We start from the raw sequence: 26,260 nt of genomic DNA on the forward strand, positions 1-26,260 counted from the left end.
GGCGGCCGGCCCCGGGCCGCGGGGGTGTCAGCGGGCCGCGAGTGCCCGGGCCGCGCGACGCAGGTCAGCGCCCGCGGCCCCGACGTCGACGGTCAGCAACCGCTCGTCGCGCACGATCTCGCGGCCCTCGACGTAGAGCCGCGCCAGCGGGGGCGGCGACGCGTAGACCAGGGCATCGATCGGGTCGACGACGTCGGAGTGGAACGGACCGTCCACTCGCCACAGCGCGACGTCGGCCCGCTTCCCGACCTCCAGCGATCCGATCTCGTCCTGACGACCCAGACAGCGGGCCCCGCCGATCGTCGCGATCCGCAGGGCGTCGCGGGCGGTGAGCCCGGACGGCCCGTACCGCAGGCGCGCGGCGAACAGCGCCTGGCGCAGCTCGTCGGACATGCCGCCGTTCTCCTGCGAGGCCGCGCCGTCGACGCCCAGCCCGAGCGGGCCGCCCGCCGCGAGCAGCGACGCGACCGGCGCGATGCCCGACCCCAGCCGGGCGTTGGAGCTCGGACAGTGCGCCACCCCGGTACCCGCACCGGCCACCGTGACGACGTCCGCGTTGGACAGGTGCACGCCGTGGGCGAGCCAGACGTCGGGGCCGAGCCAGTCCACGTCGGCCAGGTACTCGACCGGCGTCATCCCGAACTTCTCCCGGCAGTACTCGTCCTCGTCGTGCGTCTCCGCGAGGTGCGTGTGCAGCCGGATCCCCAGCGCGCGGGCCTGGGCCGCCGACTCGCGCATCAGATCGCGGGTCACCGAGAACGGCGAGCACGGCGCGGCCGCGACGCGCACCATCGCGCCGGGCGACGGGTCGTGCCACTTCGAGACCGCGGCGTCGACGGCCGCCAGGATCGCGTCGAGCGGCTGCACGACCGAGTCGGGCGGCAACCCGCCGTCCTTCACGCTCAGATCCATCGATCCGCGCGTCGGGTGGAACCGCAGCCCGACGTCGGCGGCGGCGGAGATCGTCGCCCCGAGCACGTCACCGCCGGAGGCCGGGAAGACGTAGTGGTGATCGGTGGACGTCGTGCACCCGGTGAGCGCCAGCCGCGCCAGCCCGGCCCGGGCCGCCGCCCCCACGGTGTCCTCGGTGATGCCCGCCCAGATCGGATAGAGCGTCTGCAGCCACCTGAACAGCCCGTCGTCGACCGAGACCGCCCTGGTGGCCCACTGGTAGAGGTGGTGGTGGGTGTTGACCAGGCCCGGAGTGGCCAGGCAGCCGGTGGCGTCCACGCGTTCGGCGTCGGCGTGGGCGGGGGCCGGACCGGCGCCGACGGCCACGACGACCCCGTCGGACACCACGACGTGCCCGCTCCGATGTTCGGTGCCCGCGGCGTCGACGGTCGCGACCGCGCAGCCTTCGATCACCGTCGTCATCGGCGCACCGTGCCCTCGATCAGCCCGTAGGGCTCGGTGGGGGCGACGTACACCTGGTCGGGGTTGTCGAGGCCGAACGGCGTCAGGTCGACGAGGTGGTGGTGCTTGTTGGGGAGCGCGAGCCGCACCTCGTCCACCGAGGGACAGTCGGTGAGCACCCGCGACCCCATCGCGAAGAGCGTCTGCTGCAACGAGTAGCTGTAGGTCTCGGCGAACGCCGCGAGCAGGGCCGCCCGCGCATCGGTGTAGGCCCGGCCCCAGCCCACGTCGGAGGAGCCGTGGTCCCACCAGGCCTCCACCGACGTGGCGAGCATCCGCTCGGTGGTCTCCGGAAGTGTCGTGTACGAGTCGCGGGGGAAGCCGTGGAACTCCGAATCGGTCGTGTTCAGCAGCGTGAGATCGCCGAGCCCGGACGACACCCGCGTCTCGTCCTCGGTCACGATCACTCGCGCCCGCCGGGTCTCCGCCCCGGAACGCGCGAACGAGTGCTCGCCGAACCGCTCCCACTGGTGCTGCTCGATCGTGATCCGTGCCCGGCGGATCGGCTCCTGGGTGGCGACGAAATGCCGCCCGAGCCGCAGCCCGAACGCCTCCGGCTCACCGACGCCGAACTCGCGGGCGAGCGCGTAGACGGTGTTCTTCTGGGTGTCGGTGGCCAGCACCGCGCTGTTGTCGCCGGTGAGATGCGTACCCTCGAGATCACCGGAGAGCGCGCTGGCGACCGTGAGGTCCGTGACGACGTGCCGATCGCTCGACCGGTCGACGGTCACCAACCGCACACCGGCCTTGCCGTACTGGTTCGGCCCGAGCGTGAACGTCACGGTCAACTCCCTCGATAGGTGGAGTAGGCGAACGGGGACAGCAGCAGCGGCACGTGGTGGTGCGCGTCGGCGTCGACTATCTCGAACACCACTGACACTTCCGGGTAGAACGTGCGCTGACCTCGCGCTTCGAACCAGGGCCCGGTGGCGAACACGAGCCGGTGGACACCCGGGGCGGTGTCGCCGAACGACGGGACCCGCCCGTCGGCGTCGGTCTCCCTGGTGACGACCGCGGACCCGGAGTGCCAGGTGACCCGCAGCCCGGTGGCCGGCCGGCCGTGCACCGCGTCCAGGACGTGCGTCGACAGGCTCATGAGAACAGCTTCGCCAGTCGCAGCCGGGTGATCGCGGCGAGCTCGCCGCGCACCACGTCGTGTTCGTGCGCCGGGTCGTTGTCCAGCCGGTCCTGCAGGATGCCCAGCAACTCCTCGGCCGACTTCCCCGACGCGCACACCAGGTACACGTGCCCGAAGCGGGCCTCGTAGGCGGCGTTGCCGTCGGCCAGCGCGGCGAGCACCTCCTGATCGGCGTCCGCGACCCCGGCCTGCTCGCCCTGCGACCAGCGCTTCTCGGTCGTGGCCGCGACCTTCGGCCGGTCGCCGATCCGCGGGTGCGCGGCCAGGGCTTCCTCCACGTCGGCCCAGCTCAGGCCCTTCACCACCGGGTCCGACGCGGCGATCACCGCGTCCAGCCCCGGGTAGGGACGCCCCGCCACGATCGCCTTCGCCCAGGCCGTGGACGCGCAACAGGGGTGCAGTAGCGCCGCGGCGGTGTCGGCGTCGGCGTCGTTGAAGGCGTCCACGCTGGTCAACGGTGCCCCCCAAGTTCTGTGGTACGCGTGTGGCGAACTCTGCCACTCCGGCCGCTGACGCGACAGACGGGCGCGCTCCAACCCGCGCGAGCTGGGTGTCGGGGAGCTTGTAGGTTCCTCCAAGGAGGTGCGTCAGGTGCTGTTGGGGGACCTGCTCGGAACCGCGGACCTGGGCCTGCGCCCGCTGGTCCTGCCGCCGGGTGCCGACAGCCGGACGATCGTGGACGTCTACACGACCGACCTGCCGGACCCCGGGCGGTACCTGGCCGGTGGCGAGCTGGTGCTCACCGGCCTGGTGTGGTGGTCCCCGGAGGCGGTCGAGACGTTCGTGGACGCGGTCGTGGTGGGCGGAGCCGCCGCGCTCGGCGCCGGTGAGGCGGCCCTCGACGGTGTTCCCGACCTGCTCGTCGACGCCTGCCGGAAGCGTGGGCTGCCGCTGTTCGCGGTGCCGGCGTCGGTGTCGTTCGCCGAGATCACGCGGCGGGTGCTGGCCGAGGGCCGGCCGGCCCGCCCGGTCGGCCGGCGGTTGCTGGCGGTGCTGGCGGGGCGCGCGGGGTTGAACCGGCTGCTCGACGTCGCCGCGGCCGAACTCGGCGAACCGTGCGTGGTGCTGAGCCCGGTGGCCGGGGTCATCGCGGGGGCGGCGCCGCCCGAGCAGACCGAACTGACCAGGGCTTTCCTCGCCGCGCCGAGGCTGCCGACCGCGGTCGGGAAGATCCGGCTGCTCGCCGCCGACGCGCCCGACCGGCACCGCACGGTCAGCTGGTTCGTGGCCTGCCCGGCCGAGCCGGGAAACGCCGACGCGACCGCGCTCGCCGAGGAACTGGCCGGTCTGGTCGCGCTGGAACGGGCCCGGGTCGACGCCGGGCGACGGGCCGAGCGACGCCTGGCCGACCAGGTCCTGCGGGCGCTGACCGCTGGCCAGGACGCGTCGGCGGAGCTGCGGGTGGCCGGCATCGCCCCCGGTACACCGGTGAAGATCCTGGTCAGCGCGGGAAAGGCCACCACGCTCGTCGACGAGATCCTCCGCACCGCGGTGCCCGACCCGGTCGTCGGGTACCGCGACGGGGCCACGCTGGCCGTCGTGCCCCGCGCCGGGGACCAGCTGGCCGACGTGCTGAAGGCCGGGTTCGCGGCCGTCCGGTCCGGCCTCGGTGACCTGCGGCTACCGACCGGCCTGAGCGGCACCGTCCCCGCCGGACCCGCGCTCTTCGCCGCGCTGGAGGAGGCCAGGCACGCGGCCGGCCTGGCCGCCGCGCGCGCCGAACCGGCCGCCGTCGTCACCGCGGACGAGATCGACTCGCACATGCTGCTGCTCGGCAGCGTCCCGGACGAGGTGCGGCGCGCCTACCGCAACCGCGTGCTCGGCCCCGTGCTCGCCTACGACAGCGCGCACGACGCCGAGCTGGTCGCGACGCTCACCGCGTTCCTCGACCACGCCGGTTCGTGGAGCCGCTGCGCCGAGGTGCTCCACCTGCACGTGAACACGGTCAGGTACCGGATCGCCAAGGTGGAGCAACTGACGAACCGGAACCTGAGCCGCCTCGACGACCGGGTCGATCTCTTCCTGGCGCTACGGCTCGGCTAACGGCCGGTGGACCCGTCGATGTGCTCGCGTGAGATGTCCGCGTGGCCTGCGTGCCGCGCGGTCTCCTCGATCATGTGCACGATCACCCACCGCAGCGACATCCGGTGGTTGCGGTGTTCCTCCGCGCACGGCACGTCGAAGTTCGGCGCGGCCTCGATCAGCCGGTCGGACTCCTTCCACGCCTCCCGGTAGTCGTCGACGAGCTGGTCGACGGACACGTCGGCGGGGACGTCCCAGCTGTGCCGGTCCCACTCGGCACCGGGCTCACCGGCCCAGACGTGCCGGAACCAGTAGCGCTCGGAGACGGTCAGATGCTTGACCAGCCCGGCGAGGGTCCACCCGGACGGCGTGATCGCGCGCCGGGCTTCGTCCTCGGACAGGTCTTCGACTTTGCGGACGATGGATTGCCGAAGGTAGGCGAGGAACGAGAGCAGAGTCGTACGTTCGTCACCGACGATGAAGGGAGCCCTGCGGTCCGTCATGGGAGTCATTGTGGGGTGCAACCGGCCGGTGAATGGTGTGTTTCTCCCAGGTGTCGTCGAGCGCGTCCCGGAGGGCCTCGGGCAGGCCGGCCCGCCAGCGTGAGACCAGCGCGTCCCACCCGTCCGACGTCAGTTGCCCGAAGGCGCGAACCCGGGCGAGCCCGCCGTCCGGGAACACGTCCACCCGCAGATGGGTGGCCCGCACGCCGGGGTCGGTGGCGAACCAGTGCGGGGTGTCCGGGAGCAGGGCCTGCCGTTCCAGCAACTCCACCCAGCCCTCGTCCCCGAGCGGGTCGTGCCGCTCGGCGTCCACCGCACGCACCCGCACCGCGCCCGGCGCGTTCCCCACGAAGTGCGTCGTGTCGACGACCAGCTGCCGGACGTGACCCGGCCCGGCGAGCCGGATCAGCAGCCAGTCGTTGCCCTCGCCGCGGCGGCGCCGGGTCTCCCAGCCCTGCCCCATCGTCTGGGCCTGGCCGGGCAGCAGCACGTTGTCGGCGGGGGAGTAGAAGCGGTTGCTGCAGTCCTCGACCCGCCCGCCGTTCTCCAGCGCGGCCAGGTCCAGCGGGACACCGGCCAGCCGCCGGGGATCGGGTACGGCGTCGCCGAGCACACGCAGCCGGGCCACGCCGCCGTCCGGGGCGATGTTCAGCCGCACGTGCGTCACCAGCGGCCCGTCGGGGACGTCGAACGTGTTGGCGGAGTCCCCGGTCAGCGGCAGGCGCCCGGTGAGCGGCGTCCAGCCGTCGTCGTCGAGGGTCGCGTACCCGTTGACGTACCGGCCCTCCAGCCAGCACTCCTCGGGGTAGTTGCCGGTGAAGTGCGCGGTGTCGACGACGACCTGACGCACGAACCCCGGCGCACCCAGCCGCACGATCGCCCAGTCGTGGCCGGGGCTCCGTCGCCTGCGGGTCTCCCACCCGTCGTAGATCTGTCCCTTGTGGCCGAACGTGTGCGGCTGGAACAGCGGGACGTCCGGCCGGATCAGGTTCTCCTTCTCCGCGAACGTCTCGTCGTTGGCCGCGATCACGGCCCCGCCGAGCGAGCGCACCGCCAGATCGATCACGCCGTCCCCCTGGCCAGGAGTTGACCTGTCGGTTCGTCGCCAGACACCCGTTGCCCCCGCAGCCACGTCTCGCGGACGAGCCCGGCCAGCGGACGGAACGCGTACGGCGTCACCGGGTGCTTGTGGTGCAGTCGTTCCGGGTCGATCACCCGGCCGGCGTCGGGCTCGAACACGGCGAAGTCGGCGTCGTAGCCCAGCGCGATCCGGCCCTTGTGCCGCAGGCCGGCGATCTCCGCCGGTCGCTGCGACATCCACCGGGCCACGTCGGCGAGCGTGAACCCCCGCGCGCGCGCCTCCGACCAGATCGCCGACAGGCCCACCTCGACCGACGCGATCCCGCCCCACGCCACCCCGAAATCACCGATGTCGAAGCGCTTCAGGTCCGGTGTGCAGGGGGAGTGGTCGGAGACGACGCAGTCGATGACACCCCGGCGGAGCCCTTCCCACAGCAGCTCGCGGTTGCTCGCCTCCCGGATCGGAGGACAGCACTTGTACTGCGTCGCGCCGTCGGGCACCGCTTCCGCGGTGAAGCTCAGGTAGTGCGGGCAGGTCTCCGCGGTGATCCGGACGCCGTCCCGGCGGGCGGATTCGAGCATCGGAAGCGCGTCCGAACTGCTCAGATGCAAGATGTGGACGCGAGCGCCCGTCCACCGGGCCAGCTCGATCACCTGCGCGATCGCCACGTTCTCGGCGCCTCGGGGGCGGCTGGCCAGGAAGTCGGCGTACCGCTCGCCGTGGGCGGTGGGGGCCCGGTCGATGGCCTGGGAGTCCTCCGCGTGGACGATCAGCAGCGCGTCGAACGAGTGCAGTGCTTTCAACGCCTCTTCCAGCTGCGCGGCGTCGACCGGAGGGAACTCGTCGACGCCGGAGTGCAGCAGGAAGCACTTGAAGCCGAAGACCCCGTTGTCGTGGAGCCCACGCCGATCGGGGCCGTTGCCCGGTACGACGCCACCCCAGAAACCGACGTCGCAGTACACCTGCCCGGTCGCGGCCTTGCGCTTGACCTCCAGCGCGGCCGCGTCCGTCGTCGGCGGAATGCTGTTCAACGGCATGTCGACGATCGTCGTGACGCCGCCGGCGATCGCCGCGCGCGTCGCGGTGGCGAAGCCCTCCCACTCGGTGCGGCCGGGCTCGTTGACGTGCACGTGCGTGTCGACGACGCCGGGCAGGAGCACGTGCTCGTCGGGGAGCGTGTGCTCCTCGGCCGCGCTGAGGTCGGCGTCGAACGGCTCGATCGCCGCGATCCGGCCGCCGGCCACCCCGATCGCCCGGTCGACCTCGCCGGTCGCGGTCACCACCCGCCGCGCGCGGATCACCACATCCAACACCTGGGCCACCTCTCTGGTGCGGTTGGTTCCGGCCGCGCTGCCGGGGAGAACGTTACGAGCGGGGCCGGGAGAGCCGGCGGAGCGCGGGGACGTCGAGAGGCACCTCGTCGTCGGTGAACGCACCGCAGTCGAGGCCGCGGAGGATCACCGCCGAGAGCGCCCGAGCCGTCGCGGGTTCGTCGACCACGCTGCTGCCCTCGGACGACCGGCCGAGGTAGGTGGTCAAGCGGGTGACCGCGGCCGGCAGCGCGTCGCGGAAGAAGACGTAGGTGGCCAGGTACCGGGTCACCAGGTGGCCGGGGTGCATGTCCCACCCCTGGTAGTAGGCGCGCTCCAGCGACCGGCGCACCAGCCGGGCGTGGTTCGCCCAGGCCGCACGCACCTCGTCGGCGGTTCCGGTCGGCATCACGTTCGTCGAACCGTCCACCGCCGGTACCCCGGCCTGCACCGCAGCCAGCAGCATCACGGCCTTGGCGTGATCGGCGACCGGATGCTCGAGCGTCTGGAACGCGGCCGCGACGCCGAGCGCGGCGCTGTAGTCGTAGGTGCCGTAGTGGACCCCGGCGCACCGGGTGCCCGCGGCACGCACCAGGTTCGCGACGGTCGCGACCCCGTCGGGCCCCTGGATCGCGCTCGGCAACTCGATCTGCAGCTCGAGCCGCACGGTTCCCGCGGTGAGGCGATTGCCGGCCTCGATCGCGTCGATCACCGACAGCATCGCCTCGACCTGCGCGACCGACGACACCTTCGGCAGCGTGACGACGAACTCGCCGGGGATCACCGGCGGCAGCTCCGGGCCGTCGGGCCGGGCGCCGACGAGTGCGCCGACCACCAGGTCGAGCGTCCGTACCCCCCGGCGCCGGTCCCGCGCCTCCATCGACTTCACACGCAGCCCCAGCGTGAACGGCGCACCCTCCCGGCCGGCCAGCGCGGCGAGCGCCTGACCGGCCTTCTGGGCGTCGGCGTCCTCGTCGGCGTCGGGCCGGTAGCCGTACCCGTCCTCGAAGTCGACCCGCAGGTCCTCGATCGGCTCGGCCGCGAGCTTGACCCGCACCCGGGGCAGTGCGCCGGAGACGGCCTCCGCCGGCAGGCCGAACGCCTCCGGGCTCGACCCGTGCTCGTCGAGCAGCGTCAGCGCCTCGGCTCCCCAGCGCGCGGGCAGCCCGGCCGTGAACCGGTCCGCCGGAACGTACACGGTGTGCACGGGCTGACGGCCGGGCGCTGTCCGCTCGTGCTGGGCGGTCAGGGCCTCGTCGGTGTCGGCCAGCCGGGCGTCGAGCTCGTCGAGCAGCTCGTCGAGCATCTAGCGCACCAACGCGTAGGCCGGGAGCGTGAGGAAGTCGACGAAGTCGTCGGCCAGCGCGACCTGCTCGAACAGCGTCCGGGCCTGGTCGTATCCCTCACCGAGCTTCGCGACCTCCTCGTCGAGGATGCGGCGCACCAGCGACTCGGTGACCGTGTCGCCGGTGTCGAGGATCGTGCCCTGGTGCACCCACTGCCAGACCTGCGAGCGGGAGATCTCCGCGGTGGCGGCGTCCTCCATCAGGTTGTTGATCGCGACCGCGCCGAGCCCGCCGAGCCACGCCTTCAGGTACTGCAGCGCGACCGAGACGTTCGACCGGACGCCGTCCTCGGTGACCTCACCCGGCGTGTTCGCCACGTCGAGCAGGTCGCTGGCGGCCACGTGGACGTCGGGGCGTAGCCGGTCGACCTGGTTGGGCTTGTCCTTCAGGACGGCGTCGAACGCGTCCAGGCAGACCGGCACCAGGTCGGGGTGGGCCACCCACGACCCGTCGAAGCCGTCGCCGGCCTCGCGGTCCTTGTCCGCCTTGACCTGGGCCAGTGCCTTCTCGTTCACGTCCGGGTCGCGACGGCTCGGGATGAACGCCGCCATCCCGCCCATCGCGAACGCACCTCGCTTGTGGCACGTGGCCACCAGCAGCTCGGTGTAGGCGCGCATGAACGGGGCGGTCATCGTCACCTTGGCCCGGTCGGGCAGGACGAACTCCGGCCCGGCGTCGCGGAAGTTCTTGATGACGCTGAACAGGTAGTCCCACCGGCCGGCGTTCAGCCCGGACGCGTGCTCGCGCAGCTCGAAGAGGATCTCCTCCATCTCGAACGCGGCGGTGATCGTCTCGATCAGGACGGTGGCGCGGATGCAGTTGCCGAGCCCGAGCGAGGCTTCCGAGCGCGTGAAGATCTCGTTCCAGAGGCGCGCTTCGAGGTGGCTCTCGGTCTTCGGAAGGTAGAAGTACGGGCCGCTGCCCCGCGCGAGCAGCTCCTTCGCGTTGTGGAAGAAGTACAGGCCGAAGTCGACGATGGCGCCGGCGACCGGCTCGCCGTCGACCGTGATGTGCTCCTCGTCCAGGTGCCAGCCGCGCGGGCGGGTGACGACGACGGCGAGGTCCTCACCGAGCGCGTACTGCTTTCCGTTGCTCTCGAAACTCAGCTCGCGGCGGGTGGCCCGGTAGAGCGAGACCTGGCCGCCGACGACGTTGTCCCAGTGCGGGGTGTTCGCGTCCTCGAGGTCGGCCAGCCAGACCTTCGCGCCCGAGTTCAGCGCGTTGATCGTCATCTTCGGGTCGGTGGGCCCGGTGATCTCGACCCGGCGGTCCAGCAGGTCCTTCGGTGCGGACGCGACCTTCCAGTTCGAGTCGTCCCGGACGGTCGCGGTCTCGGCGAGGAAGTCGAGCTTGCCGGTGCGCGCGATCTCGGTGCGACGCTCTTTGCGGCGGGCCAGCAGCTCCTTGCGGCGCGCGCCGAATGTTCGGTGCAGGTCGGCCAGGAAATCCAGCGCTTCGGGCGAGAGGATTTTCTCCGCTCCGTCGACCGTTGTGGGGGTGGTTTCCACGCCGCTCACGCTGAGCCTCCTAGGTATTCGCCGTCGGTAACACCGTAAGCGGGGTCTACCCCGGAAGGACAAGGTGCGAAGCAGATATATCCGCTCTACGGGTGGCGCAGGCCGTTGTCGAGCACGCGGGCCCAGGGCGCGTCGACCTCGGCGGAGTCCATCGTGACGACGATCGAGCAGAGCGCGCCGTTGGCGAAGAACTCCTGCACGGCGTCGTCGTCGGCGCCGGAGGCCGTCCTGGCGTACTCCACGAGCGTCGCGTAGCCCTCGCGTACCGCGCGTTTGATCTCGGGCACCGAGACCGCCGCGCACTGGGCGTGCATCTGGAGCAGCAGCAGGTCCTGGTCGGCGATCAGCTGCGCGTAGGAGCCGCCCATCGAGTAGAGGATCGCCTCGGGTGAGTCGCCGGTGGCGCCGTCCCGGAAGCTGTCGAGGATGCGCTGGAACCCGCGCCCGACCACGGCGGCGAACAGCGTCTGCTTGTCGGGGAACAGGCGGTAGAGGTACGCCTGCGAGATTCCGGCGGCTTTCGCGACCTCGACGGTCGTCGTGCCGAAGTAGCCCTTGGCCGCGAACGCGCCGATCGCGGTGCCGAGGACCGTCTCACGCCGATCCGCGGCCGTCGATAGCGTTCGTGCCATGTGAGTAGTTAACCACACTATCGAATGCGTGCTCCGGAGATCGCCCGCGCGATGACCAGGCGCTGGATCTCGCTCGTGCCCTCGAAGATCGTGTAGATCTTCGAGTCGCGGTACATGCGCTCGACCGGGTGCTCCCGGCTGTAGCCGGCGCCGCCGAGCAGCTGCACCGCGCGCTCGGTGGCCCACACCGCGACCTCGCCCGCCTTGAGCTTGGACATCGAGCCCTCGCCGGCACCGAACTCCTTGCCGGTGCGCCCCATCCACGCCGCCCGCCAGACGAGCAGCCGGGCGGCGTCGATCTCCATCTTCATGTCGGCCAGTGCGAACGCGACCGCCTGGTTCTCGATGATCGGGCGACCCCAGGTCTCCCGGCCCTTCGCGTACTCGAGCGCGTACTCGTACGCGGCCCTGGCGATGCCGATCGCCTGCGCACCCACGGTCGGGCGGCTCACCTCGAACGTCCGCAGCGCGGCCTGCCCCTTGCTGCCCACGCCCTCCCGGGCCCGGGCCAGCCTCTCGTCGAGCTTCTCCTTCTCGCCCAGCAGGCAGCGGCCGGGGATCCGGACGTCGTCGAGGAACAGGTCGGCGGTGTGCGAGGCCTTCAGGCCCAGCTTCTTGACCTTTCGGGCAGTGCTCAGCCCTTTCGTGCCGGGCGGGATCACGAAACCGGCCTGGCCCCGCGAACCGAGGGACGGGTCGACCGAGGCGATCACGACGTGCACGTTCGCGATGCCGCCGTTGGTGATCCACGCCTTCGCGCCGTTGATCACCCACTCGTCGGTGGCCTCGTCGTACCGGGCGCGGGTCTTCATGCCCGAGACGTCGGAGCCGGCCTCGGCCTCGGACACCGCGAACGCGCCGAGCTTCGGGTCGGCCTCGTCGCCGAAGCACTGCGGCACCCATTCGGCCAGCTGGTCGGGCGTTCCGGAGGCGAAGATGCCGGCCACCGCGAGCGTCGTGCCGAAGATCGACATCGCGATTCCGGCGTCACCCCAGAACAGCTCCTCGTTGACGATCGGCAGCGACAGTCCGCTCTCGTCGCCCCACCAGGTCGCCAGCGACTCGAACCCGTAGAGGCCGATCTTCGCGGCCTCCTGGATCACCGGCCAGGGAGTCTCTTCCCGCTCGTCCCACTCGTGCCCGGCCGGGCGGACGACGTCTTTCGCGAACCCGTGCACCCACTCACGGAGATCGTCTTGCTCTTCAGAGAGGTCAAGGCTGAACATCGCGTCCTCGTTCTGACCGGGGAGTATTACTCAGTAGTAAACTTACTCGCGAGTAGATTACTGATCCGATAGGTAGGCTGCAACCGTGACCGGGCCCTCCAGACGTCTTCCCCGACGGGTGCGTGAGCAGCAGATGCTGGACGCGGCCACGGCCGTGTTCTCCGAGCGGGGCTTCCACGCCGCGTCGATGGACGAGATCGCCGAGCGTGCCGGCATCTCGAAGCCGATGGTCTATCTGTACCTCGGATCCAAGGGCGAACTGTTCAGCGCGTGCATCCGGCGCGCGGGCGGTCAGCTCACCGAGGCGATAAGCGCGGCGGCCGATCCCGGGCTGCCGGCCGAGCAGCAGCTGTGGGCCGCGGTGCAGGCGTTCTTCGGGTTCGTCGGCGAGCACCGGGAGGCCTGGGCGGTGATGTTCCGCCAGGCCCGGGGCGAAGGGGAGTTCGCCGGTGAGGTGGCGGGGATTCGCCGGCTCGTCGTCGACAACGTGGCGGATCTGTTCGCGCGCGCGATCCACTCGGCCGGTGCCGTCGACCCCGGCCCCGACGAGCTGCGTGCGCTGGCCCACGCGCTCGTCGGAACCGGCGAGTCGATGGCCGAGTGGCTGCTCGATCACCCCGACGAGAAGCCCGAGACCGCGGCCACCCGCCTGATGAACATGCTCTGGATGGGGCTGGGCAGCCTCATCCGGGGTGAGGTGTGGCGTTCCCCGGTGCCGGTACCGCCCGCCCGGTGAGGTGGGGGCGTCCTCCGGACGCCACCGAGAAGTCGCGGCCGCGGACGCCGAAGTCCACCGTCGACGGGAGGAGCAGCGGCTTCGCGAACCGCACCTCGGCCGTCCAGGCCTCCGGGAGGCGTCCCTCGATCGCGGCCAGGCAGCGGGCCTTCATCCACATGCCGTGCGCGATCGCCCGCGGGAAGCCGAACAGCTTCGCGGTGAGCGGGTGCAGATGGATCGGGTTGCGGTCGCCGGACGCGCGCGCGTACCGGCGGCCGACGTTCCCGGGCACCCGCCAGACCGCGGTGGTGGGAAGCACCTCTCCCGGCTCCGGGGCCGCCGCCCCGGTGCCGGCTCCCCGGCGCAGGTAGGTGGCGGTGCTGTCCCAGACCGGCTCGTCGCCGACCCGGGCTTCGGTGACGACGTCGAACTGCCGGCCCCGGCGGTGCGGGCGGAGGTTCCCGGTGCGTACCTCGAACGTGAGTCGCTCCGTGGCCGCGATCGGTCGCCGCTGGGTGATCGTGTTGCCGATGTGGACGATGCCCGGTAGCGGGAAGGGGAACGCCCGCTCGGACATCAGCGCGATCGCCAGCGGGAACGCCAGCACCTGGGGGTAGGTGCCCGGCAGTGTGTCGCTCGGCCCGAACCCGCACACCCGGTGGTACTCGGTGAGCCGCTCCCGCTCCACCGCGACGTCACGCAACCCCAGCCGCGTGTCCGGCAGCTCGTGGCCGCCCCCACGCTTCACCAACGCGCGGGGGTAGAGGATCGCCAGGTTGGGGGCCCGCTCGAGCATCCGGGTCATCAGGCGCCCAGGAGGGACTGGCCGCAGACGCGGATCACCTCGCCGTTGATCCCGGCCGAGCCCGGGGACGCGAACCAGGCCACGGTCTCGGCGACGTCGATCGGCCGCCCGCCCTGCGTCATGCTGTTCATCCGGCGGCCCGCCTCCCGGATCACCAGCGGGATCGCCGCGGTCATCCGCGTCTCGACGAAGCCCGGCGCGACCGCGTTGATCGTGCTGCCGCGGGACGCGAGCGTCGGCGCCAGCGAGCGCACCATGCCGATCACCCCCGCTTTGCTGGTGGCGTAGTTGGTCTGGCCCGGGTTCCCGGCGATTCCCGCCATCGAGGACGTGGCGACGATGCGTCCCCCTGGACGGAGCACGTTCTCGCCGAGCAGGACGTCGTTGATGCGTTCCTCGCTGGTGAGGTTGACGTTCAGGACGATCTCCCAGCGGGCGGCGTCCATGTTGGCGAGCGTCCGGTCGCGGGTGACGCCGGCGTTGTGCACGAAGACGTCGACGCCGTCGCGCAGGTGCCCGGCGAGCGCGGCCGGAGCGTCGCGCTCGGTGATGTCGAGCGGGTACGCCTCGCCGCCGTTCGCCGCGGCCACCTCGGCCAGGGCGGACGCCGCCGAGGGCACGTCGACGCACACCACGTGCGCGCCGTCGCGGGCGAGCACACCGACGATCGCCTCGCCGATACCCCGGGCGGCGCCGGTGACCACGGCGACCTTCCCGGCGAGCGGGCGCTCCCAGTCGTCGGGCGGCGGCACCTCGGCCGAGCCGACGCGGATCACCTGACCGGAGACGTAGGCCGACCGCCCGGAGAGCAGGAATCGCAGCGTCGACTCGACGCCGTCCTCCGCGCCCGGCGTCACGTAGACGAGCTGGGACGTGACGCCGCGCTTGACCTCCTTGCCGGTGGAGCGGGTGAAGCCTTCGAGCGCACGCTGGGCGGTGGCCTCGCGGGCGTCGACGCAGTGCTCGGGCGGTGTGCCGAGCACGATGATCCGGCCGCTCGGGGCGAGGGCGCGTACCTGCGGGGCGAAGAAGGCGTGCAGTGCGAGGAGCTGCTCGCTGCGCGTGATGCCGGTGGCGTCGAAGATCAACGCGTGCGGCGTGCGCTCGCCGGGTCGTTCCTCCGTTCGGGGGCCCAGCTCCCGCACCGCCACCCCGGCCGCCGCCAGCATCGGCGCGACGACCTTCGCCAGACGCCCGGCCGTGCCGCCGGGGTCTTTCGCGGCCGTGCCGCCGGGGGCTGCGTCGGCCGGGGCGCTGCCGAGGACCACGGTGCCGGGGATCAGCGGGTCGCCGGGGGTGTGGCGGCGGAGGTGGGGCGGCTCGGGCAGCCCGACGCGGCGGGCCAGGAAGCGGCCGGGAACGGTGGTGACGAGCTGCTGGTAGCGGTCGCGCATGGAGTCCCTCGCAGTAACGGATCTTACCGACTGGTAAGACTACTCGCGAGTAAGGTTGAGGCAAGCAGATCGGAAGGAGCCTCCGATGGTCGGAGCACCTCGACGGGTCGGCGTCGTCGGCGGGAACCGCATCCCGTTCGCGCGTCAGTTCGGGCCGTACGCGCGGGCGTCCAACCAGGACATGCTCGGTGCGGCGCTGGACGGGCTGATCACCCGCTACGACCTGGCGGGGGAGACGCTCGGTGAGGTCGTCGCCGGCGCGGTGGTCAAGCACAGTCGCGACTTCAACCTGACCCGCGAGACCGTGCTGGGCAGCGCGCTCGACCCGCGCACCCCCGCCTACGACGTCCAGCAGGCCTGCGGCACCGGCCTGGAGACCGCGATCCTGGTCGCGAACAAGATCGCGCTGGGCCAGCTCGACTGGGGCGTCGCGGGTGGCGTCGACACCGCGAGCGACGCCCCGCTCGTGCTCAACGAGAAGTTCCGCCAGGTGCTGCTGGCGTTCAACCGTTCCCGATCGGTCTCCCGACGGCTCTCGCTGCTGACGCGGCTGCGCCCCGGCTTCCTCGTGCCGGAGGTCCCGCGCAACGCCGAACCACGGACCGGCCTGTCGATGGGCGAGCACGCCGCACTCACCGCCGCCGTCTGGGAGGTCACCCGGGGTGACCAGGACGAGTTGGCGGCGGCGAGCCACCGCAACCTGGCCGCGGCCTACGAACGGGGCTTCTTCGATGACCTGGTCACCCCGTACCTGGGCCTGGAGCGGGACCAGAACCTGCGTCCGAACTCGACGGTGGAGAAGCTCGCGGCCTTGAAGCCGGTGTTCGGCGACACGATGACCGCCGGGAACTCGACGCCGTTGACCGACGGGGCGTCCACCGTCCTGCTGGCCTCCGAGGAGAAGGCCGCCGAACGCGGCCTGGACGTGCAGGCCTGGCTCACGCACAGCGAGACCGCAGCGGTCGACTTCGTCCACGGCGACGAGGGCCTGCTGATGGCGCCGGCCCACGCGGTGCCGCGTCTACTGGCCCGCGCCGGGCTCGCGCTGGCGGACTTCGACTTCTACGAGATCCACGAGGCCTTCGCGTCGCAGGTGCTGGCGACGCTGAAGGCCTGGGAGGACCCGATCTTCAGCAAGCAGTTCGACGCCCCGCTCGGCGTCGTCGACCGGGCGAAGCTCAACGTGAACGGTTCGTCGCTGGCGGCCGGCCACCCGTTCGCGGCGACCGGCGGCCGTATCCTCGCCACCGCCGCGAAGCTCCTGGCCGAGAAGGGCAGTGGCCGGGCCCTGATCAGCATCTGCGCCGCCGGGGGTCTGGGAGTCACCGCGATCCTCGAACGCTGAGCGATTACCCGGGGTCTCGACGGGTTCGCGGGCCTTCAGCCGCTGCGGTGGGGCCGACAAGATGTCGAGACCCCGGTTTGCTGCAGGGCGGGCGCGGGGCATCCACGAACCATGCCCGAGCACTGGTACCGCGAGGCGGTCGTTTACTGCTGTGACGTTGAGACCTTTCAAGACTCGAACGGAGACGGAGTCGGCGACTTCCCCGGGCTGATCACCCGCCTGGACTACTTGGCTCGACTCGGCATCACGTGCCTGTGGCTCAACCCGATCCACCCGACCCCCAACCGGGACGACGGGTACGACGTCGCGGACTTCTACACGGTCGATCCGCGCCTCGGCACGCTCGGTGACTTCGCCGAGCTCATCCACGAGGCCGGCAACCGCGGCATCCGGGTCATCATCGACCTGGTCGTGAACCACACCTCGAACCAGCACCCGTGGTTCAAGTCCGCCCGGGAAGACAAGGACTCGCCCTACCGCGACTGGTACATCTGGTCGGACACCGAGCCCGACGACCGTCGCGAAGGCATGGTCTTCCCGGGTGAGCAGAAAGAGACCTGGACCTACGACCGCACCGCGAAGTCCTGGTTCTACCACCGCTTCTACGACTTCATGCCCGACCTCAACACCGCGAACCCCGAGGTCAGGGCCGAGATCAAGCGGATAGCCGCGTTCTGGTTGCAGCTCGGCGTCGCGGGGTTCCGGATGGACGCCGCGCCGTTCGTCATCGAGTCCACTCCCGACGCCCCGAAGGACTTCGCGTTCCTCACCGACCTGCGCGCGCACCTGCAGTGGCGTCGCGGTGACGCGGTGATCCTGGCCGAGGCCAACGTCGGCGCCGACGAGGTCGGGCAGTACTTCGGTGACTCCGGCGGCTCGGCCAACCGGCTGCACATGCTGTTCGACTTCGCGCTCAACGCCCGGCTGATGCTGGCGCTGGCCCGCGGCGACGCCGAACCGGTGATCGACGCCCTGCGCGACACCCCGAAGCTCCCCGAGTCCGCGCAGTGGGCCACGTTCCTGCGTAACCACGACGAGGTCGACCTCTCCAAACTCACCGCCGAGCAGCGCAGCGACGTCTTCGCCGAGTTCGGCCCGGACAAGGACATGCAGCTCTACGACCGGGGAATCCGTCGCCGGATGGCGCCGATGCTCGGCAACGACCGCCGCCGGATCGAACTGGCGTACGCGATGCAGTTCTCGCTCCGGGGCACGCCGGTGATCCGCTACGGCGAGGAACTCGGCATGGGAGAGGACCTGAGCCTCCACGGCCGCGACGCGATCCGCACCCCGATGCAGTGGTCGCCGAGCGTCAACGGTGGGTTCTCGGCCGGCCAGGAACTCGTCCGCCCGGTCATCACCGAGGGCGAGTACGGCATCGGGAAGATCAACGTCGTCACCCAGCAGCAGAACCCGAGGTCGCTGCTGAGCTGGTTCGAGCGCATGATCCGCACGCTGCGTCAGTGCCCGGAGGTCGGTCTCGGTGCGTGCAGCGTCATCGACGTCCCGATGCCCCGCCACGTGCTCGCACACCAGGCCGACCAGCCCGAACGCGGCGCGATGGTGTTTCTCCACAACCTCTCTGATGAGGATGTGACGGTTGATCTGTCGGCATTGGGGAATCACGCGGAGCAACCGTACGAACTTCTCGCAGACAGGGACTACCCGTCCGTGGACGACACACTGAGCAAGATTCCGCTCGCCGGTTACGGCTACCGCTGGATCCGGCTCCGCGACAGCCGGGGTCGGCGCACCGGGGGCCAGGTCGTCACACGCGGAGGCACCGCGTGATCGGCGACACCGCGAGGGTCACCCGATCGGCCTCGGCCGACGAGTACCGCGACCCGGCCGACGACGCGAAGGTCGGCGCCACGATCGGCGTCGAGGAGGAGTTCCACGTCCTCGACCCGACGACCGGCGAACTCGTTCCCGAGGCGCTCACGCTGCTGGCCAACCCCACCCCGGGTGAACACGAGCCGGAAGCCGAGCTGCTGCGCTCGGCGATCGAGACCGCGACGCCGGTCTGCCGCAGTCTCACCGAGGTGCGTGCCGAGGTCGTGGCGGCCCGGCGCGCGCTGATCAAGGCCGCCGCCGAGCACGACGTCGCGGTGGCCACGGCCGGCACCGTGCCGGACTCCGGGGTCCGCCCGATGGGCGTCTTCCCCAAGGAGCGGTACCGGCAGATGGCCGCCGAGTACCAGCAGCTCGTCCGGGAACAGGCCGTCTGCGCGTTCCAGGTGCAGGTCGGCGTGCCGAACCGCGATCTCGCGGTCGCCGTGGTCTCGCACCTCCAGCCCTGGCTACCGGTGCTGCTCGCGCTCTCGGCCAGCTCGCCGTTCTTCGCGAACACCGACACCGGCTACGCGTCCTACCGGACGATCGTGTGGTCGCGCTGGCCCACCGCGGGCCCGGTGCACGGGTTCCGCTCGGCCGCCGAGTACGACCGGACGGTCGACACGCTCGTCGGCTCCGGGATCATCTCCGACCCCGGAATGGTCTACTTCGACGCCCGGCCCTCGGCCCGGTACCCCACGGTCGAGCTGCGGATCACCGACGGCTGCCCGCGGGTGGACGACGTCGTGCTGCTCACCGGCCTCGGCCGGGCGCTCGTCGTCACCGCGGCGAACGAGATCGAGAGCGGGGTCGCACCGGTCTCGGCGCGGCCCGAGCTGCTGCGCGCCGCCGACTGGCGTGCCGCCCGGTCCGGCCTGCACGGTGAGCTGTTCGACCCGGTCGTGGGCACGGCGGTGCCGGCCTCGGACGCGGTCCGGGCGCTCGTCGAGTACGTCGGCCCGGCGCTCGACGCCAACGGCGACACCGACGAGGTGCGGATCCTGCTCGCGGATCTGCTCGCCCGGGGCACCTCGGCCGACCGGCAGCGCGAGGCGTTGGGGCGCCGCGGCACGTTCGGTGACGTCGCGACTCTGCTGATCGAGGAAACCCGCGGAGGAGTTGACGAATCGTAGCGGCGAGGCTTGTGCGTCGCCTGATCATTTCCGAGGTCAACTGACCGAAGTGGTCGGTAAGGTAGGCCGCGTGGAACAGCACACCGCGTCGGACGTCGAGCCGGAACGGCCCAGCGCGGCGCGGGTCTACGACTACTACCTGGGCGGATCGCACAATTTCGCGGTCGACCGCGCGATGGCGGAACAGGCCATTCGCATTCTCCCGGAATTACCGGGAAACATGCGTGCCAATAGAGCCTTTCTGCGTCGCGCGGTCCGCTACCTGATCGCACAGGGCGTTCGGCAATTCCTCGATCTCGGGTCGGGGATCCCCACCGTGGGCAACGTCCACGAGGTGGCGCTCGGCGAGGCCCCGGACTGCCGGGTGGTGTACGTCGACAACGATCCGGTCGCCGTCGCACACAGTCAGTCCATTCTGGAGGATGTGCGGGCGGCGACGATCGTGCAGGCCGACGTCACCGACCCGGGCGCCGTCCTCGCCGAGGCCCGGCGCCACCTCGACTTCGAGCGGCCGGTCGGCGTGCTGATGGTCGCGCTGCTGCACTTCGTGCCCGATTCGGCGGCGCCGGCGTCGGTGATCGCGCGCTACCGCGACGCCGTCGCGCCCGGGAGTTTCCTGGCGATCTCGCACGGCACGGCCGACCAGCAGGGTGACCGCGGGCCCGCGATGGAGGCCCTCTACTCGCGGAGCGCGAACCCGCTGGTCTCCCGGGACCGGGCGACGGTCGAGAGCTTCTTCGAGGGCTACGAGCTGGTCGACCCCGGCGTCGTGTTCGTGCCGCTGTGGCGTCCCGAGCCGGGTGCGCTGCCCGCGGCGACGCCGCCCGAGCGCACCGCGACGTACGCCGGCGTGGGGCGCCTGCGGTGACCGCGCTACGGGATCCGGGTCAATCCGATTCCGGGTCTTTACTCGGCCGCCGCTGGGCCGCGGTGATCGGTGACACGTCCTACGTCACGGTCAGCGACGCCCAGCTGGCCCAGCTCCTGCAGGACCTGGTCGACCGGCTCCGCACCGCGGTGCGTGCCGAGCCCCCCGACACGGACGTCGCCGAGGAAGCCGGGGCCGCGCTCGTCGGAGCGCACTTCACCGGCGTCGACGCCCTGCAGCGCTCGATCGCGATGCTGGCCGCCGAACTCGACCGCGAGTCGCGGCCGCGCACCGCCACCTGGACGGTCATCGGCGCCTTCGCGGCCGGGTACACCCGGGCGCTGCGCGAGGTCACGCTCACCGAGCAGGAGTCGATCCGCCGCGCCGACCTGATCGCCCGCACCCGCACCGAACAGGCTCTCCGCGCCAGCGACGCCCGCTTCCGGGCGGTGTTCTCCGGCGCCGCGGTCGCGATCGGCATCGGCGACGTCCAGGGCGCGCTCATCGACGTCAACCCGGCGCTCTCGGAGATGCTCGGCTACTCCTCGGACGAGCTGCGCGGCCGGTCGGTGCTGAGCCTCGTGCACCCCGACGACGTGGCCGACGTCGCCGCCGAGGTGTACCGCGCGCTCACCGAAGGCGGACGGGAGCACGTGCGGGTCGAGAAACGTTTCGTGCGCCGCGACGGCGAGGCGATCTGGGGCCTGCTCACGGTCTCGATGGTGCCCGGCGAGGACGGCGAACCGGGATACGTCGTCGCGGTCGGCGAGGACGTCACCGACCTGCACCGCCTCCAGACGACCCTGCGCTACCAGGCGATGCACGATCCGCTGACCGGGCTGCCCAACCGGGTGATGTTCTCCGAGCGGATGGACCAGGCATTCGAGACCGCCGCCGACGACGCCCGGCTCGGCGTCCTGTTCATCGACCTCGACGGCTTCAAGATCATCAACGACACGCTCGGCCACGACATCGGCGACCGGCTCCTGGTCATGGCGGCCGAGCGGCTGGACCGCGGGGTGAGCAGCAGCGGTCACCTGGTGGCCCGGATGGGCGGCGACGAGTTCGTCGTGCTGGTCGAGCAGTCCGGCGGTGAGGGCGAGGTCACCGCGCTGGCCGAGAAGCTGCTGACCGAGCTGTGCCGGCCGTGCCAGATCGACGAGCACCTGCTCACGGTTTCGGCGAGCATCGGCGTGGTCGAACGGCCGGTGGCCGCCACCGACCGCAGCGAGCTGATGCGCCACGTCGACGCCGCGCTGTACTGGGCGAAGGCCGACGGCCGGAACCAGTGGTCGGTCTTCGACAGCGCCCGCAGCGAGGCCGAGGCGATGCGCTACGCGGTCTCCGCGTCGATGCCCGCCGGCCTCCAGCGGCGGGAGTTCTACCTGGAGTACCAGCCGATCACCGACCTCGACGACGGCCGGTTGCGCGGACTGGAGGCCCTGGTCCGGTGGCGGCACCCGTACTTCGGCGCGATGCGGCCCGACGACTTCATCGGGATCGCCGAGGACACCGGGCTGATCGTGCCGCTCGGGCGCTGGGTACTGGAGGAGGCCTGCCGGGAAGCGTGTTCCTGGGCCGAGCTGATGCCCGACCCGCCGTTCGTCAGCGTCAACGTCGCCGCGCGCCAGGCCGCCGACCCGGCCCTGGTCGACGAGGTGCGCGCGGTGCTCGAGCAGACCGGCCTGCCGCCGGAGCGGCTCCAGCTCGAGCTCACCGAGAGCGCCGCGATGGGCCCGGCACCGATCGACACCCTGCACGCGCTGGCCGCGCTCGGCTGCCGGATCGCGATCGACGACTTCGGCACCGGATACTCCAACCTCGCCTACCTGCGGTCGCTGCCGGTGACCAGCTTGAAGCTCGCGTCGCTGTTCGTGGCCGGTCTGCAGCCGGTACCGGGGCTGGACGGCGACGTCGACGCGGCGATCGTCGCCACGCTCGTGTCGCTGGCCCGGACCCTGCGCCTCACCGTCACCGCCGAGGGCATCGAGACCCAGACGCAGGTCGAGCGGCTCCGCGCGCTGGGCTGCCACCTCGGCCAGGGTTACCTGTTCGGTACCCCGATGCCGGCCGGCGAGGTGCGGAAACTACTGCACTGAGATGTGCACGTGGTTGGTGTGGTCCCCCGAGGGGGTCCCGTCACCGCTGTAGGACTTCCAGCCACTACCCGGTAGCCAGATCTGCCGGAACCAGATCACGTACAGGACGCCGAGCCGGTCGGCGTTGTCGACGCCCCAGGCCGCCAGGCGGTCGCCGTAGGCCTTCGAGTCGCCGGACGCGACGCCGCCGAAACCACCGCTGTCGGCCGCGAAGTCACACGCGCGCCCCTTCGGGTGCTCACCGAACGACGCCTGCCGGAAGCAGTGCGTGTAGTGGGTGAAGCCGTCGGACCGGGCCTCGTTGTACGTGTGCAGCATCCGGGGCGTGAGGCAGCCGCCGGACGTCGGGTCGTCGATGCTGCAGCTCTCGCCCGGCCAGCTGCCGTCGGAGTTGCGCGGCGCGGGCTTGGCGGCCGCCGACGTGCCGCTCAGGAAGCCGGCCGACGAGTCACCGCCACCGGCCTCGACGAGCGCCTGCTCGGCGTCGGCGCGGCGCTTGGCCATCGTCTTCTCTTGCTGACGCTGGAGCTTGAGCTCCTTGTCGACCTGCTCGCGCTGCGCCTTGAGCTTCTTCTGGGTGCTCCGCAGCTCGGTGAGCGTGCCGTTGGTCTTGCGCGAGATCGTCTCCATGTACCCGGCGCGCTCCACCAGCTCGCCGGCCGAACCGGAGTTCGCCAGCACGGTGAGCGGATCGGGCATCCCGCCCTTGTACGCCTCGGCGCCGAGCAGCTGGGCCTCGCTGGTGAGCGCGGTCAGCCGCTTCTCGGTGGCGGCGATCTGGCTGACGAGCGACTTCTGGCGCTTCTGCGAGGAGGCGACCTTCGCTTTGGCGTTGTTGTAGCCGCTGGCCGCCTGGTCGAGCTTCTTGCGGAGCGAGGCCGTGCCGCCCTCGTCGTCCTCCGCGGCGGAGGCCGAGTGCGGTAAGCCCACCAGGAGGGCGCAGAGCACAGCGAAGACCGAGACGGCTGTCACGAGGAATCGCCGCCGAGGCGCGAGCGTCACTGTGCGTATCCTCCCGAGATCGAGCCGTCGGCGTTCGTGGCCGGAGTCCGCCGGAACTGTACCGAAGGAACCTGGGAGTTCGGAGCGGCGGTCACAAAGCTGTGGATAGCGCAGACGGCTCGATAGGGCTCGGGAATCGGAAGAAATACGCAGGTCGGAGCGGTGGCCCCCGGGTGCGGGCCCGACTGGCTGCGCCAGGTGTACCCGTTATCACGGAGAGTGAGTTGAACGACTCTTAAGCTACCGAGCCGACCCGGTTAACCCCGCTCGCTCAGAACGGTTGAAAGCCGTCGCGCCGGTTCGGCCGGCCCACCGCCGACGTCGAGCCGTGCCGCCGGCGTGCCCGCATCTGGTCCGCGACCGCGGCGGCGCACGCGATCACGGCCCCGAGCACCAGGCCGAGCGGTTTCCCGGCCACGAGCGAGAACAGGGCGAACCCGGTCGCCAGCGCGACCACCATCTGCAGCGGCCAGCGGCGGTCGCGCCGGGGGGCGCGGGGCCGCCCCTTCGCGAGACCGGCGGCGAAGGCCGGGTCGTCGGCCGAGATCCACGCTTCGATCGCCGACAGCTGTCGACGCTCCTCACTGCTCAGCACCGTGGCGCTCCTTCCAGACCGCAGACGGCCGGCGAGGGTGGCTGCCACGCCGTGACCGCTTTGAGATCTTCCCCGCTGTAGCGCCGCGCACACGCGTAATTACGACTGCCCTCACATCTTCTTAGGGCCGCATTCGGAAAGAGGCCCAACCACTACGGTTGCGCCATGACAGCGAGCGCCGAGTACGACGTCGCGGTGATCGGCGCCGGGCCGGCCGGGGCCTCGGCCGCTCGGGTCGCCGCCGAGGCCGGCGCGCGCGTGCTGATGCTCGAGCGCGGGGCGCTGCCCCGGTACAAGACCTGCGGCGGCGGCCTGATCGGCCTGTCCCGGGCCGCGCTCCCGGCCGGCTTCACCCCGCCGGTCCGCGACCGGATCGACCGGCTGACGTTCACGCTCCGCGGCCGGCTGCGCCGCACCTGGCGCGCCGACGCGCCGTTCATCGATCTCGTCTACCGCGACGAGTTCGACGCCGCGCTCACCGCGGCTGCGGTCGACGCCGGGGCGAAGCTGCAGGAGGGCGTCACCGTCACCGGCCTGGAACCGGCGCCGGGCCTCGTCCGCATCCGTACCGCCGAGGGCGAGGTCACGGCCGGGGCGGTGGTCGGGGCCGACGGCACCTCGGGTCGCTCCGGCGGCTACGTCGGCGTGCGGCTCGCGCAGGTCGACCTCGGGCTGGAGACCGAGTTCGCCTGGCCCGACGCTTCGGCCGGCGACTGGGCCGGCCGGGTGCTCATCGACTGGGGCCCGCTGCCCGGCTCCTACGGATGGGTGTTCCCCAAGGGCGACGCGCTGACCGTCGGCGTGATCGCCGAGCGGGGCCAGGGCGCGGCCACGAAGGAGTACCTGGCGGCGCTCGTCGACCGGGCCGGCGTCGGCGGTGCGCCGGAGATCCGCTCGTCCGGTCACCTGACCCGGTGCCGCACCGACGACTCGCCGCTGTACCGCGACCGGGTGCTGGTGGCCGGAGACGCGGCCGGCCTGCTCGAGCCGTGGACCCGCGAGGGCATCTCGTACGCGCTGCGGTCCGGTCGGCTGGCCGGTGCGGCGGCCGTCGCGGTGGCCCGTTCCGATGCCGACGCCTTACCGCTGGCCACCGCCGGGTACGCGGCCGCGGTGGAGGCCGAGTTCGGGGCCGAGATGCGCGCCGGACGGCGGTTCCACACCGCGTTCAGCCGCCGGCCGACGTTGTTCCACGCCGCGATCGGGTGCGCCCCGCCGGCCTGGCGCCTCTTCCGCCGCCTGGTCGGCGGCGAGACGACCCTGGAACACGTCGCCGCCCACAAGTCGGTCGACCTGGCCCTCCGGGTGCTCTCAGCGGACCGCAGCCTCCGGAGCGGTCAAGCGTAGGACGTGCTGGACGAGGCGGACCAGCGCGTCGCGGCTCGAGCGGCGGTCGCGGGCGTCGACGAGCACGACCGGTACGCCGGGGTCCAGGTCGAGCGCGGCCGCGATGTCGCCGACGCCGTGCGTCTGCTCGTTGTGGAAGCAGTTGACCGCGACGATGAACGGGGTGCCCTGCCGCTCGAAGTAGTCGATCGACGGGAAGCAGTCGGTGAGCCGGCGCGTGTCGGCGAGCACCACGGCCCCGAGCGCCCCGCTGGCCAACTCGTCCCACAGGAACCAGAACCGGTCCTGGCCGGGTGTCCCGAACAGGTAGACGACCAGATCGTCCTGGAGCGTGATCCGCCCGAAGTCCATCGCGACCGTCGTGGTCTCTTTGCGGTCGGTCGACGAGACGTCGTCGATGCCGATCCCGACGTCGCTGAGCACCTCCTCGGTGGAGAGCGTCGGGATCTCGCTCAGCGCCCCCACCATCGTGGTCTTCCCGGCGCCGAACCCACCGGCGATCAGGATCTTGAGGGCGAGCGGAACTTCGATCCCCCCGGGCGCGTCAGATCGCGCGAAGTCCATCGATCACTGCCTCCAGTAGCCGGCGGCTCTGCAGCTCGGCCGTCGTCGGTGCCGGTCTGACGACCACGCAGCCCGCGCCCACCAGGTCGTCGATGAGAACGCGGACCACGCCCAGCGGGAGGTCGAGGTGAGCCGCCAGCTCGGCGATCGAGATCGGACGCCGGGCGGACTCGAGGATGTGCAGGTGCTCCGGTTCGAAGCCGGCCCCCACCGGCACGGTGTCCTGCACGCTCAGAACGAGGGCGACGACGTCCAGATCCTGCGCCGGGCGGGTGCGGCCACGGGTCATCGCGTACGGACGGACGACCGGGCCGGCCTCGTCGTCGTACCACGTTCGATTAGGCATCGCCCGACCACCGCCTCACATCG

General features: G+C 71.6%; 25 protein-coding genes. 8 read left to right on the forward strand and 17 right to left on the reverse strand.

Features of this window, described 5'->3' with window-relative positions:
* Positions 1-27: 27 nt before the first annotated feature.
* From CRYAR_RS06195 to uraD, 4 genes are read right to left on the reverse strand one after another with little or no spacing between them, the layout of a single operon-like run.
* On the reverse strand, positions 28-1,374 hold the full coding sequence (locus CRYAR_RS06195; RefSeq protein WP_035848999.1) for an 8-oxoguanine deaminase: 1,347 nt from the start codon (positions 1,372-1,374) through the stop codon (positions 28-30).
* Positions 1,371-2,195: a factor-independent urate hydroxylase gene (pucL, locus tag CRYAR_RS06200; protein WP_035849001.1), complete on the reverse strand. Its 825-nt coding sequence runs from the start codon at positions 2,193-2,195 to the stop codon at positions 1,371-1,373. Before pucL ends, CRYAR_RS06195 begins: the two co-directional genes overlap by 4 nt.
* 2 nt (positions 2,196-2,197) lie before the next feature.
* Complete coding sequence (gene uraH, locus CRYAR_RS06205; RefSeq protein WP_035849003.1) at positions 2,198-2,509, reverse strand: hydroxyisourate hydrolase; 312 nt, start codon at positions 2,507-2,509, stop codon at positions 2,198-2,200.
* On the reverse strand, positions 2,506-2,997 hold the full coding sequence (uraD, locus tag CRYAR_RS06210; RefSeq protein ID WP_211247286.1) for a 2-oxo-4-hydroxy-4-carboxy-5-ureidoimidazoline decarboxylase: 492 nt from the start codon (positions 2,995-2,997) through the stop codon (positions 2,506-2,508). Before uraD ends, uraH begins: the two co-directional genes overlap by 4 nt.
* Before the next feature lie 145 nt (positions 2,998-3,142).
* Between uraD and CRYAR_RS06215 the strand changes: the two genes are divergently transcribed.
* Positions 3,143-4,594, forward strand: coding sequence for a helix-turn-helix domain-containing protein (locus CRYAR_RS06215; RefSeq protein ID WP_063725877.1), 1,452 nt, complete (start codon positions 3,143-3,145; stop codon positions 4,592-4,594).
* On the opposite strand, the gene CRYAR_RS06220 is transcribed toward CRYAR_RS06215, so the two are convergent.
* From CRYAR_RS06220 to CRYAR_RS06250, 7 genes are all read right to left on the reverse strand, one after another.
* Entirely contained in the window at positions 4,591-5,076 is a 486-nt protein-coding gene (locus tag CRYAR_RS06220; RefSeq protein WP_051569823.1) for a DinB family protein, read from the reverse strand. The two genes, CRYAR_RS06215 and CRYAR_RS06220, sit on opposite strands and share 4 nt — an antisense overlap.
* Entirely contained in the window at positions 5,042-6,142 is a 1,101-nt protein-coding gene (gene alc, locus CRYAR_RS06225; RefSeq protein ID WP_063725669.1) for an allantoicase, read from the reverse strand. Before alc ends, CRYAR_RS06220 begins: the two co-directional genes overlap by 35 nt.
* Positions 6,139-7,467 (reverse strand): allantoinase AllB, encoded by a 1,329-nt coding sequence (gene allB, locus CRYAR_RS06230; protein WP_035860958.1) that lies wholly within the window; start codon positions 7,465-7,467, stop codon positions 6,139-6,141. The genes alc and allB overlap by 4 nt, the downstream gene beginning before the upstream one ends.
* 55 nt (positions 7,468-7,522) lie before the next feature.
* Positions 7,523-8,773 carry a DUF6986 family protein gene (locus tag CRYAR_RS06235; RefSeq protein ID WP_051569824.1) on the reverse strand — a complete coding sequence of 417 codons (1,251 nt, stop codon included), beginning with the start codon at positions 8,771-8,773 and terminating at the stop codon, positions 7,523-7,525.
* A complete protein-coding gene (gene aceB / locus CRYAR_RS06240) occupies positions 8,774-10,321 on the reverse strand; it encodes a malate synthase A (RefSeq protein WP_035860961.1) in 1,548 nt (515 codons plus the stop codon).
* Positions 10,322-10,416: 95 nt separating this feature from the next.
* Positions 10,417-10,962 carry a TetR/AcrR family transcriptional regulator gene (locus CRYAR_RS06245; protein WP_035849008.1) on the reverse strand — a complete coding sequence of 182 codons (546 nt, stop codon included), beginning with the start codon at positions 10,960-10,962 and terminating at the stop codon, positions 10,417-10,419.
* A gap of 17 nt (positions 10,963-10,979) precedes the next feature.
* A complete protein-coding gene (locus CRYAR_RS06250) occupies positions 10,980-12,188 on the reverse strand; it encodes an acyl-CoA dehydrogenase family protein (RefSeq protein WP_035849009.1) in 1,209 nt (402 codons plus the stop codon).
* Between the two features lie 133 nt (positions 12,189-12,321).
* On the opposite strand from CRYAR_RS06250, the gene CRYAR_RS06255 reads away from it, so the two are divergent.
* Positions 12,322-12,924, forward strand: a complete 603-nt coding sequence (locus tag CRYAR_RS06255; protein WP_084701760.1) for a TetR/AcrR family transcriptional regulator — start codon at positions 12,322-12,324, stop codon at positions 12,922-12,924.
* Here CRYAR_RS06255 and CRYAR_RS06260 read toward each other — a convergent pair.
* Both CRYAR_RS06260 and CRYAR_RS06265 read right to left on the reverse strand, forming a co-directional pair.
* Positions 12,872-13,714 (reverse strand): MaoC/PaaZ C-terminal domain-containing protein, encoded by an 843-nt coding sequence (locus CRYAR_RS06260; RefSeq protein ID WP_169745167.1) that lies wholly within the window; start codon positions 13,712-13,714, stop codon positions 12,872-12,874. The genes CRYAR_RS06255 and CRYAR_RS06260 overlap by 53 nt on opposite strands.
* A complete protein-coding gene (locus tag CRYAR_RS06265) occupies positions 13,711-15,105 on the reverse strand; it encodes a 3-oxoacyl-ACP reductase (protein ID WP_035849015.1) in 1,395 nt (464 codons plus the stop codon). The genes CRYAR_RS06260 and CRYAR_RS06265 overlap by 4 nt, the downstream gene beginning before the upstream one ends.
* Positions 15,106-15,190: 85 nt before the next feature.
* On the opposite strand from CRYAR_RS06265, the gene CRYAR_RS06270 reads away from it, so the two are divergent.
* From CRYAR_RS06270 to CRYAR_RS06290, 5 genes are all read left to right on the forward strand, one after another.
* Positions 15,191-16,450 carry an acetyl-CoA C-acetyltransferase gene (locus CRYAR_RS06270; protein WP_035849017.1) on the forward strand — a complete coding sequence of 420 codons (1,260 nt, stop codon included), beginning with the start codon at positions 15,191-15,193 and terminating at the stop codon, positions 16,448-16,450.
* Between the two features lie 111 nt (positions 16,451-16,561).
* On the forward strand, positions 16,562-18,241 hold the full coding sequence (locus CRYAR_RS06275; RefSeq protein WP_051569825.1) for an alpha-amylase family protein: 1,680 nt from the start codon (positions 16,562-16,564) through the stop codon (positions 18,239-18,241).
* Entirely contained in the window at positions 18,238-19,416 is a 1,179-nt protein-coding gene (locus CRYAR_RS06280; protein WP_051569826.1) for a carboxylate-amine ligase, read from the forward strand. Before CRYAR_RS06275 ends, CRYAR_RS06280 begins: the two co-directional genes overlap by 4 nt.
* Before the next feature lie 70 nt (positions 19,417-19,486).
* On the forward strand, positions 19,487-20,284 hold the full coding sequence (locus CRYAR_RS06285; RefSeq protein WP_035849018.1) for an SAM-dependent methyltransferase: 798 nt from the start codon (positions 19,487-19,489) through the stop codon (positions 20,282-20,284).
* 62 nt (positions 20,285-20,346) lie between these two features.
* Complete coding sequence (locus CRYAR_RS06290; RefSeq protein WP_157017414.1) at positions 20,347-22,383, forward strand: putative bifunctional diguanylate cyclase/phosphodiesterase; 2,037 nt, start codon at positions 20,347-20,349, stop codon at positions 22,381-22,383.
* On the opposite strand, the gene CRYAR_RS06295 is transcribed toward CRYAR_RS06290, so the two are convergent.
* Both CRYAR_RS06295 and CRYAR_RS06300 read right to left on the reverse strand, forming a co-directional pair.
* Entirely contained in the window at positions 22,372-23,355 is a 984-nt protein-coding gene (locus CRYAR_RS06295; protein ID WP_157017417.1) for a coiled-coil domain-containing protein, read from the reverse strand. The genes CRYAR_RS06290 and CRYAR_RS06295 overlap by 12 nt on opposite strands.
* Before the next feature lie 301 nt (positions 23,356-23,656).
* The gene (locus CRYAR_RS06300) at positions 23,657-23,980 is read right to left on the reverse strand and encodes a DUF3040 domain-containing protein (protein WP_035849021.1); all 324 of its coding nucleotides are present in this window, start codon (positions 23,978-23,980) and stop codon (positions 23,657-23,659) included.
* 165 nt (positions 23,981-24,145) lie between these two features.
* Between CRYAR_RS06300 and CRYAR_RS06305 the strand changes: the two genes are divergently transcribed.
* Positions 24,146-25,327, forward strand: coding sequence for a geranylgeranyl reductase family protein (locus tag CRYAR_RS06305; RefSeq protein ID WP_035849022.1), 1,182 nt, complete (start codon positions 24,146-24,148; stop codon positions 25,325-25,327).
* On the opposite strand, the gene CRYAR_RS06310 is transcribed toward CRYAR_RS06305, so the two are convergent.
* Positions 25,292-25,891: a GTP-binding protein gene (locus CRYAR_RS06310; protein WP_035849024.1), complete on the reverse strand. Its 600-nt coding sequence runs from the start codon at positions 25,889-25,891 to the stop codon at positions 25,292-25,294. The genes CRYAR_RS06305 and CRYAR_RS06310 overlap by 36 nt on opposite strands.
* Positions 25,872-26,237, reverse strand: coding sequence for a DUF742 domain-containing protein (locus CRYAR_RS06315; protein ID WP_035849026.1), 366 nt, complete (start codon positions 26,235-26,237; stop codon positions 25,872-25,874). The genes CRYAR_RS06310 and CRYAR_RS06315 overlap by 20 nt, the downstream gene beginning before the upstream one ends.
* Positions 26,238-26,260: the final 23 nt, after the last annotated feature.

Source organism: Cryptosporangium arvum DSM 44712, assembly GCF_000585375.1.
In the GTDB taxonomy this organism is placed as follows: domain Bacteria; phylum Actinomycetota; class Actinomycetes; order Mycobacteriales; family Cryptosporangiaceae; genus Cryptosporangium; species Cryptosporangium arvum.

What these genes read in the sequence shown, in the direction of transcription:
- CRYAR_RS06315 (WP_035849026.1), bottom strand. Translation starts at nt 26,237, where the DNA reads ATGCCTAATCGAACGTGGTACGACGACGAGGCCGGCCCGGTCGTCCGT.
- CRYAR_RS06310 (WP_035849024.1), bottom strand. Translation starts at nt 25,891, where the DNA reads ATGGACTTCGCGCGATCTGACGCGCCCGGGGGGATCGAAGTTCCGCTC.
- CRYAR_RS06265 (WP_035849015.1), bottom strand. Translation starts at nt 15,105, where the DNA reads ATGCGCGACCGCTACCAGCAGCTCGTCACCACCGTTCCCGGCCGCTTC.
- CRYAR_RS06195 (WP_035848999.1), bottom strand. Translation starts at nt 1,374, where the DNA reads ATGACGACGGTGATCGAAGGCTGCGCGGTCGCGACCGTCGACGCCGCG.
- CRYAR_RS06245 (WP_035849008.1), bottom strand. Translation starts at nt 10,962, where the DNA reads ATGGCACGAACGCTATCGACGGCCGCGGATCGGCGTGAGACGGTCCTC.
- CRYAR_RS06305 (WP_035849022.1), top strand. Translation starts at nt 24,146, where the DNA reads ATGACAGCGAGCGCCGAGTACGACGTCGCGGTGATCGGCGCCGGGCCG.
- CRYAR_RS06275 (WP_051569825.1), top strand. Translation starts at nt 16,562, where the DNA reads ATGCCCGAGCACTGGTACCGCGAGGCGGTCGTTTACTGCTGTGACGTT.
- CRYAR_RS06255 (WP_084701760.1), top strand. Translation starts at nt 12,322, where the DNA reads ATGCTGGACGCGGCCACGGCCGTGTTCTCCGAGCGGGGCTTCCACGCC.
- CRYAR_RS06220 (WP_051569823.1), bottom strand. Translation starts at nt 5,076, where the DNA reads ATGACGGACCGCAGGGCTCCCTTCATCGTCGGTGACGAACGTACGACT.
- CRYAR_RS06235 (WP_051569824.1), bottom strand. Translation starts at nt 8,773, where the DNA reads ATGCTCGACGAGCTGCTCGACGAGCTCGACGCCCGGCTGGCCGACACC.
- CRYAR_RS06270 (WP_035849017.1), top strand. Translation starts at nt 15,191, where the DNA reads ATGGTCGGAGCACCTCGACGGGTCGGCGTCGTCGGCGGGAACCGCATC.
- uraH (WP_035849003.1), bottom strand. Translation starts at nt 2,509, where the DNA reads ATGAGCCTGTCGACGCACGTCCTGGACGCGGTGCACGGCCGGCCGGCC.
- CRYAR_RS06250 (WP_035849009.1), bottom strand. Translation starts at nt 12,188, where the DNA reads ATGTTCAGCCTTGACCTCTCTGAAGAGCAAGACGATCTCCGTGAGTGG.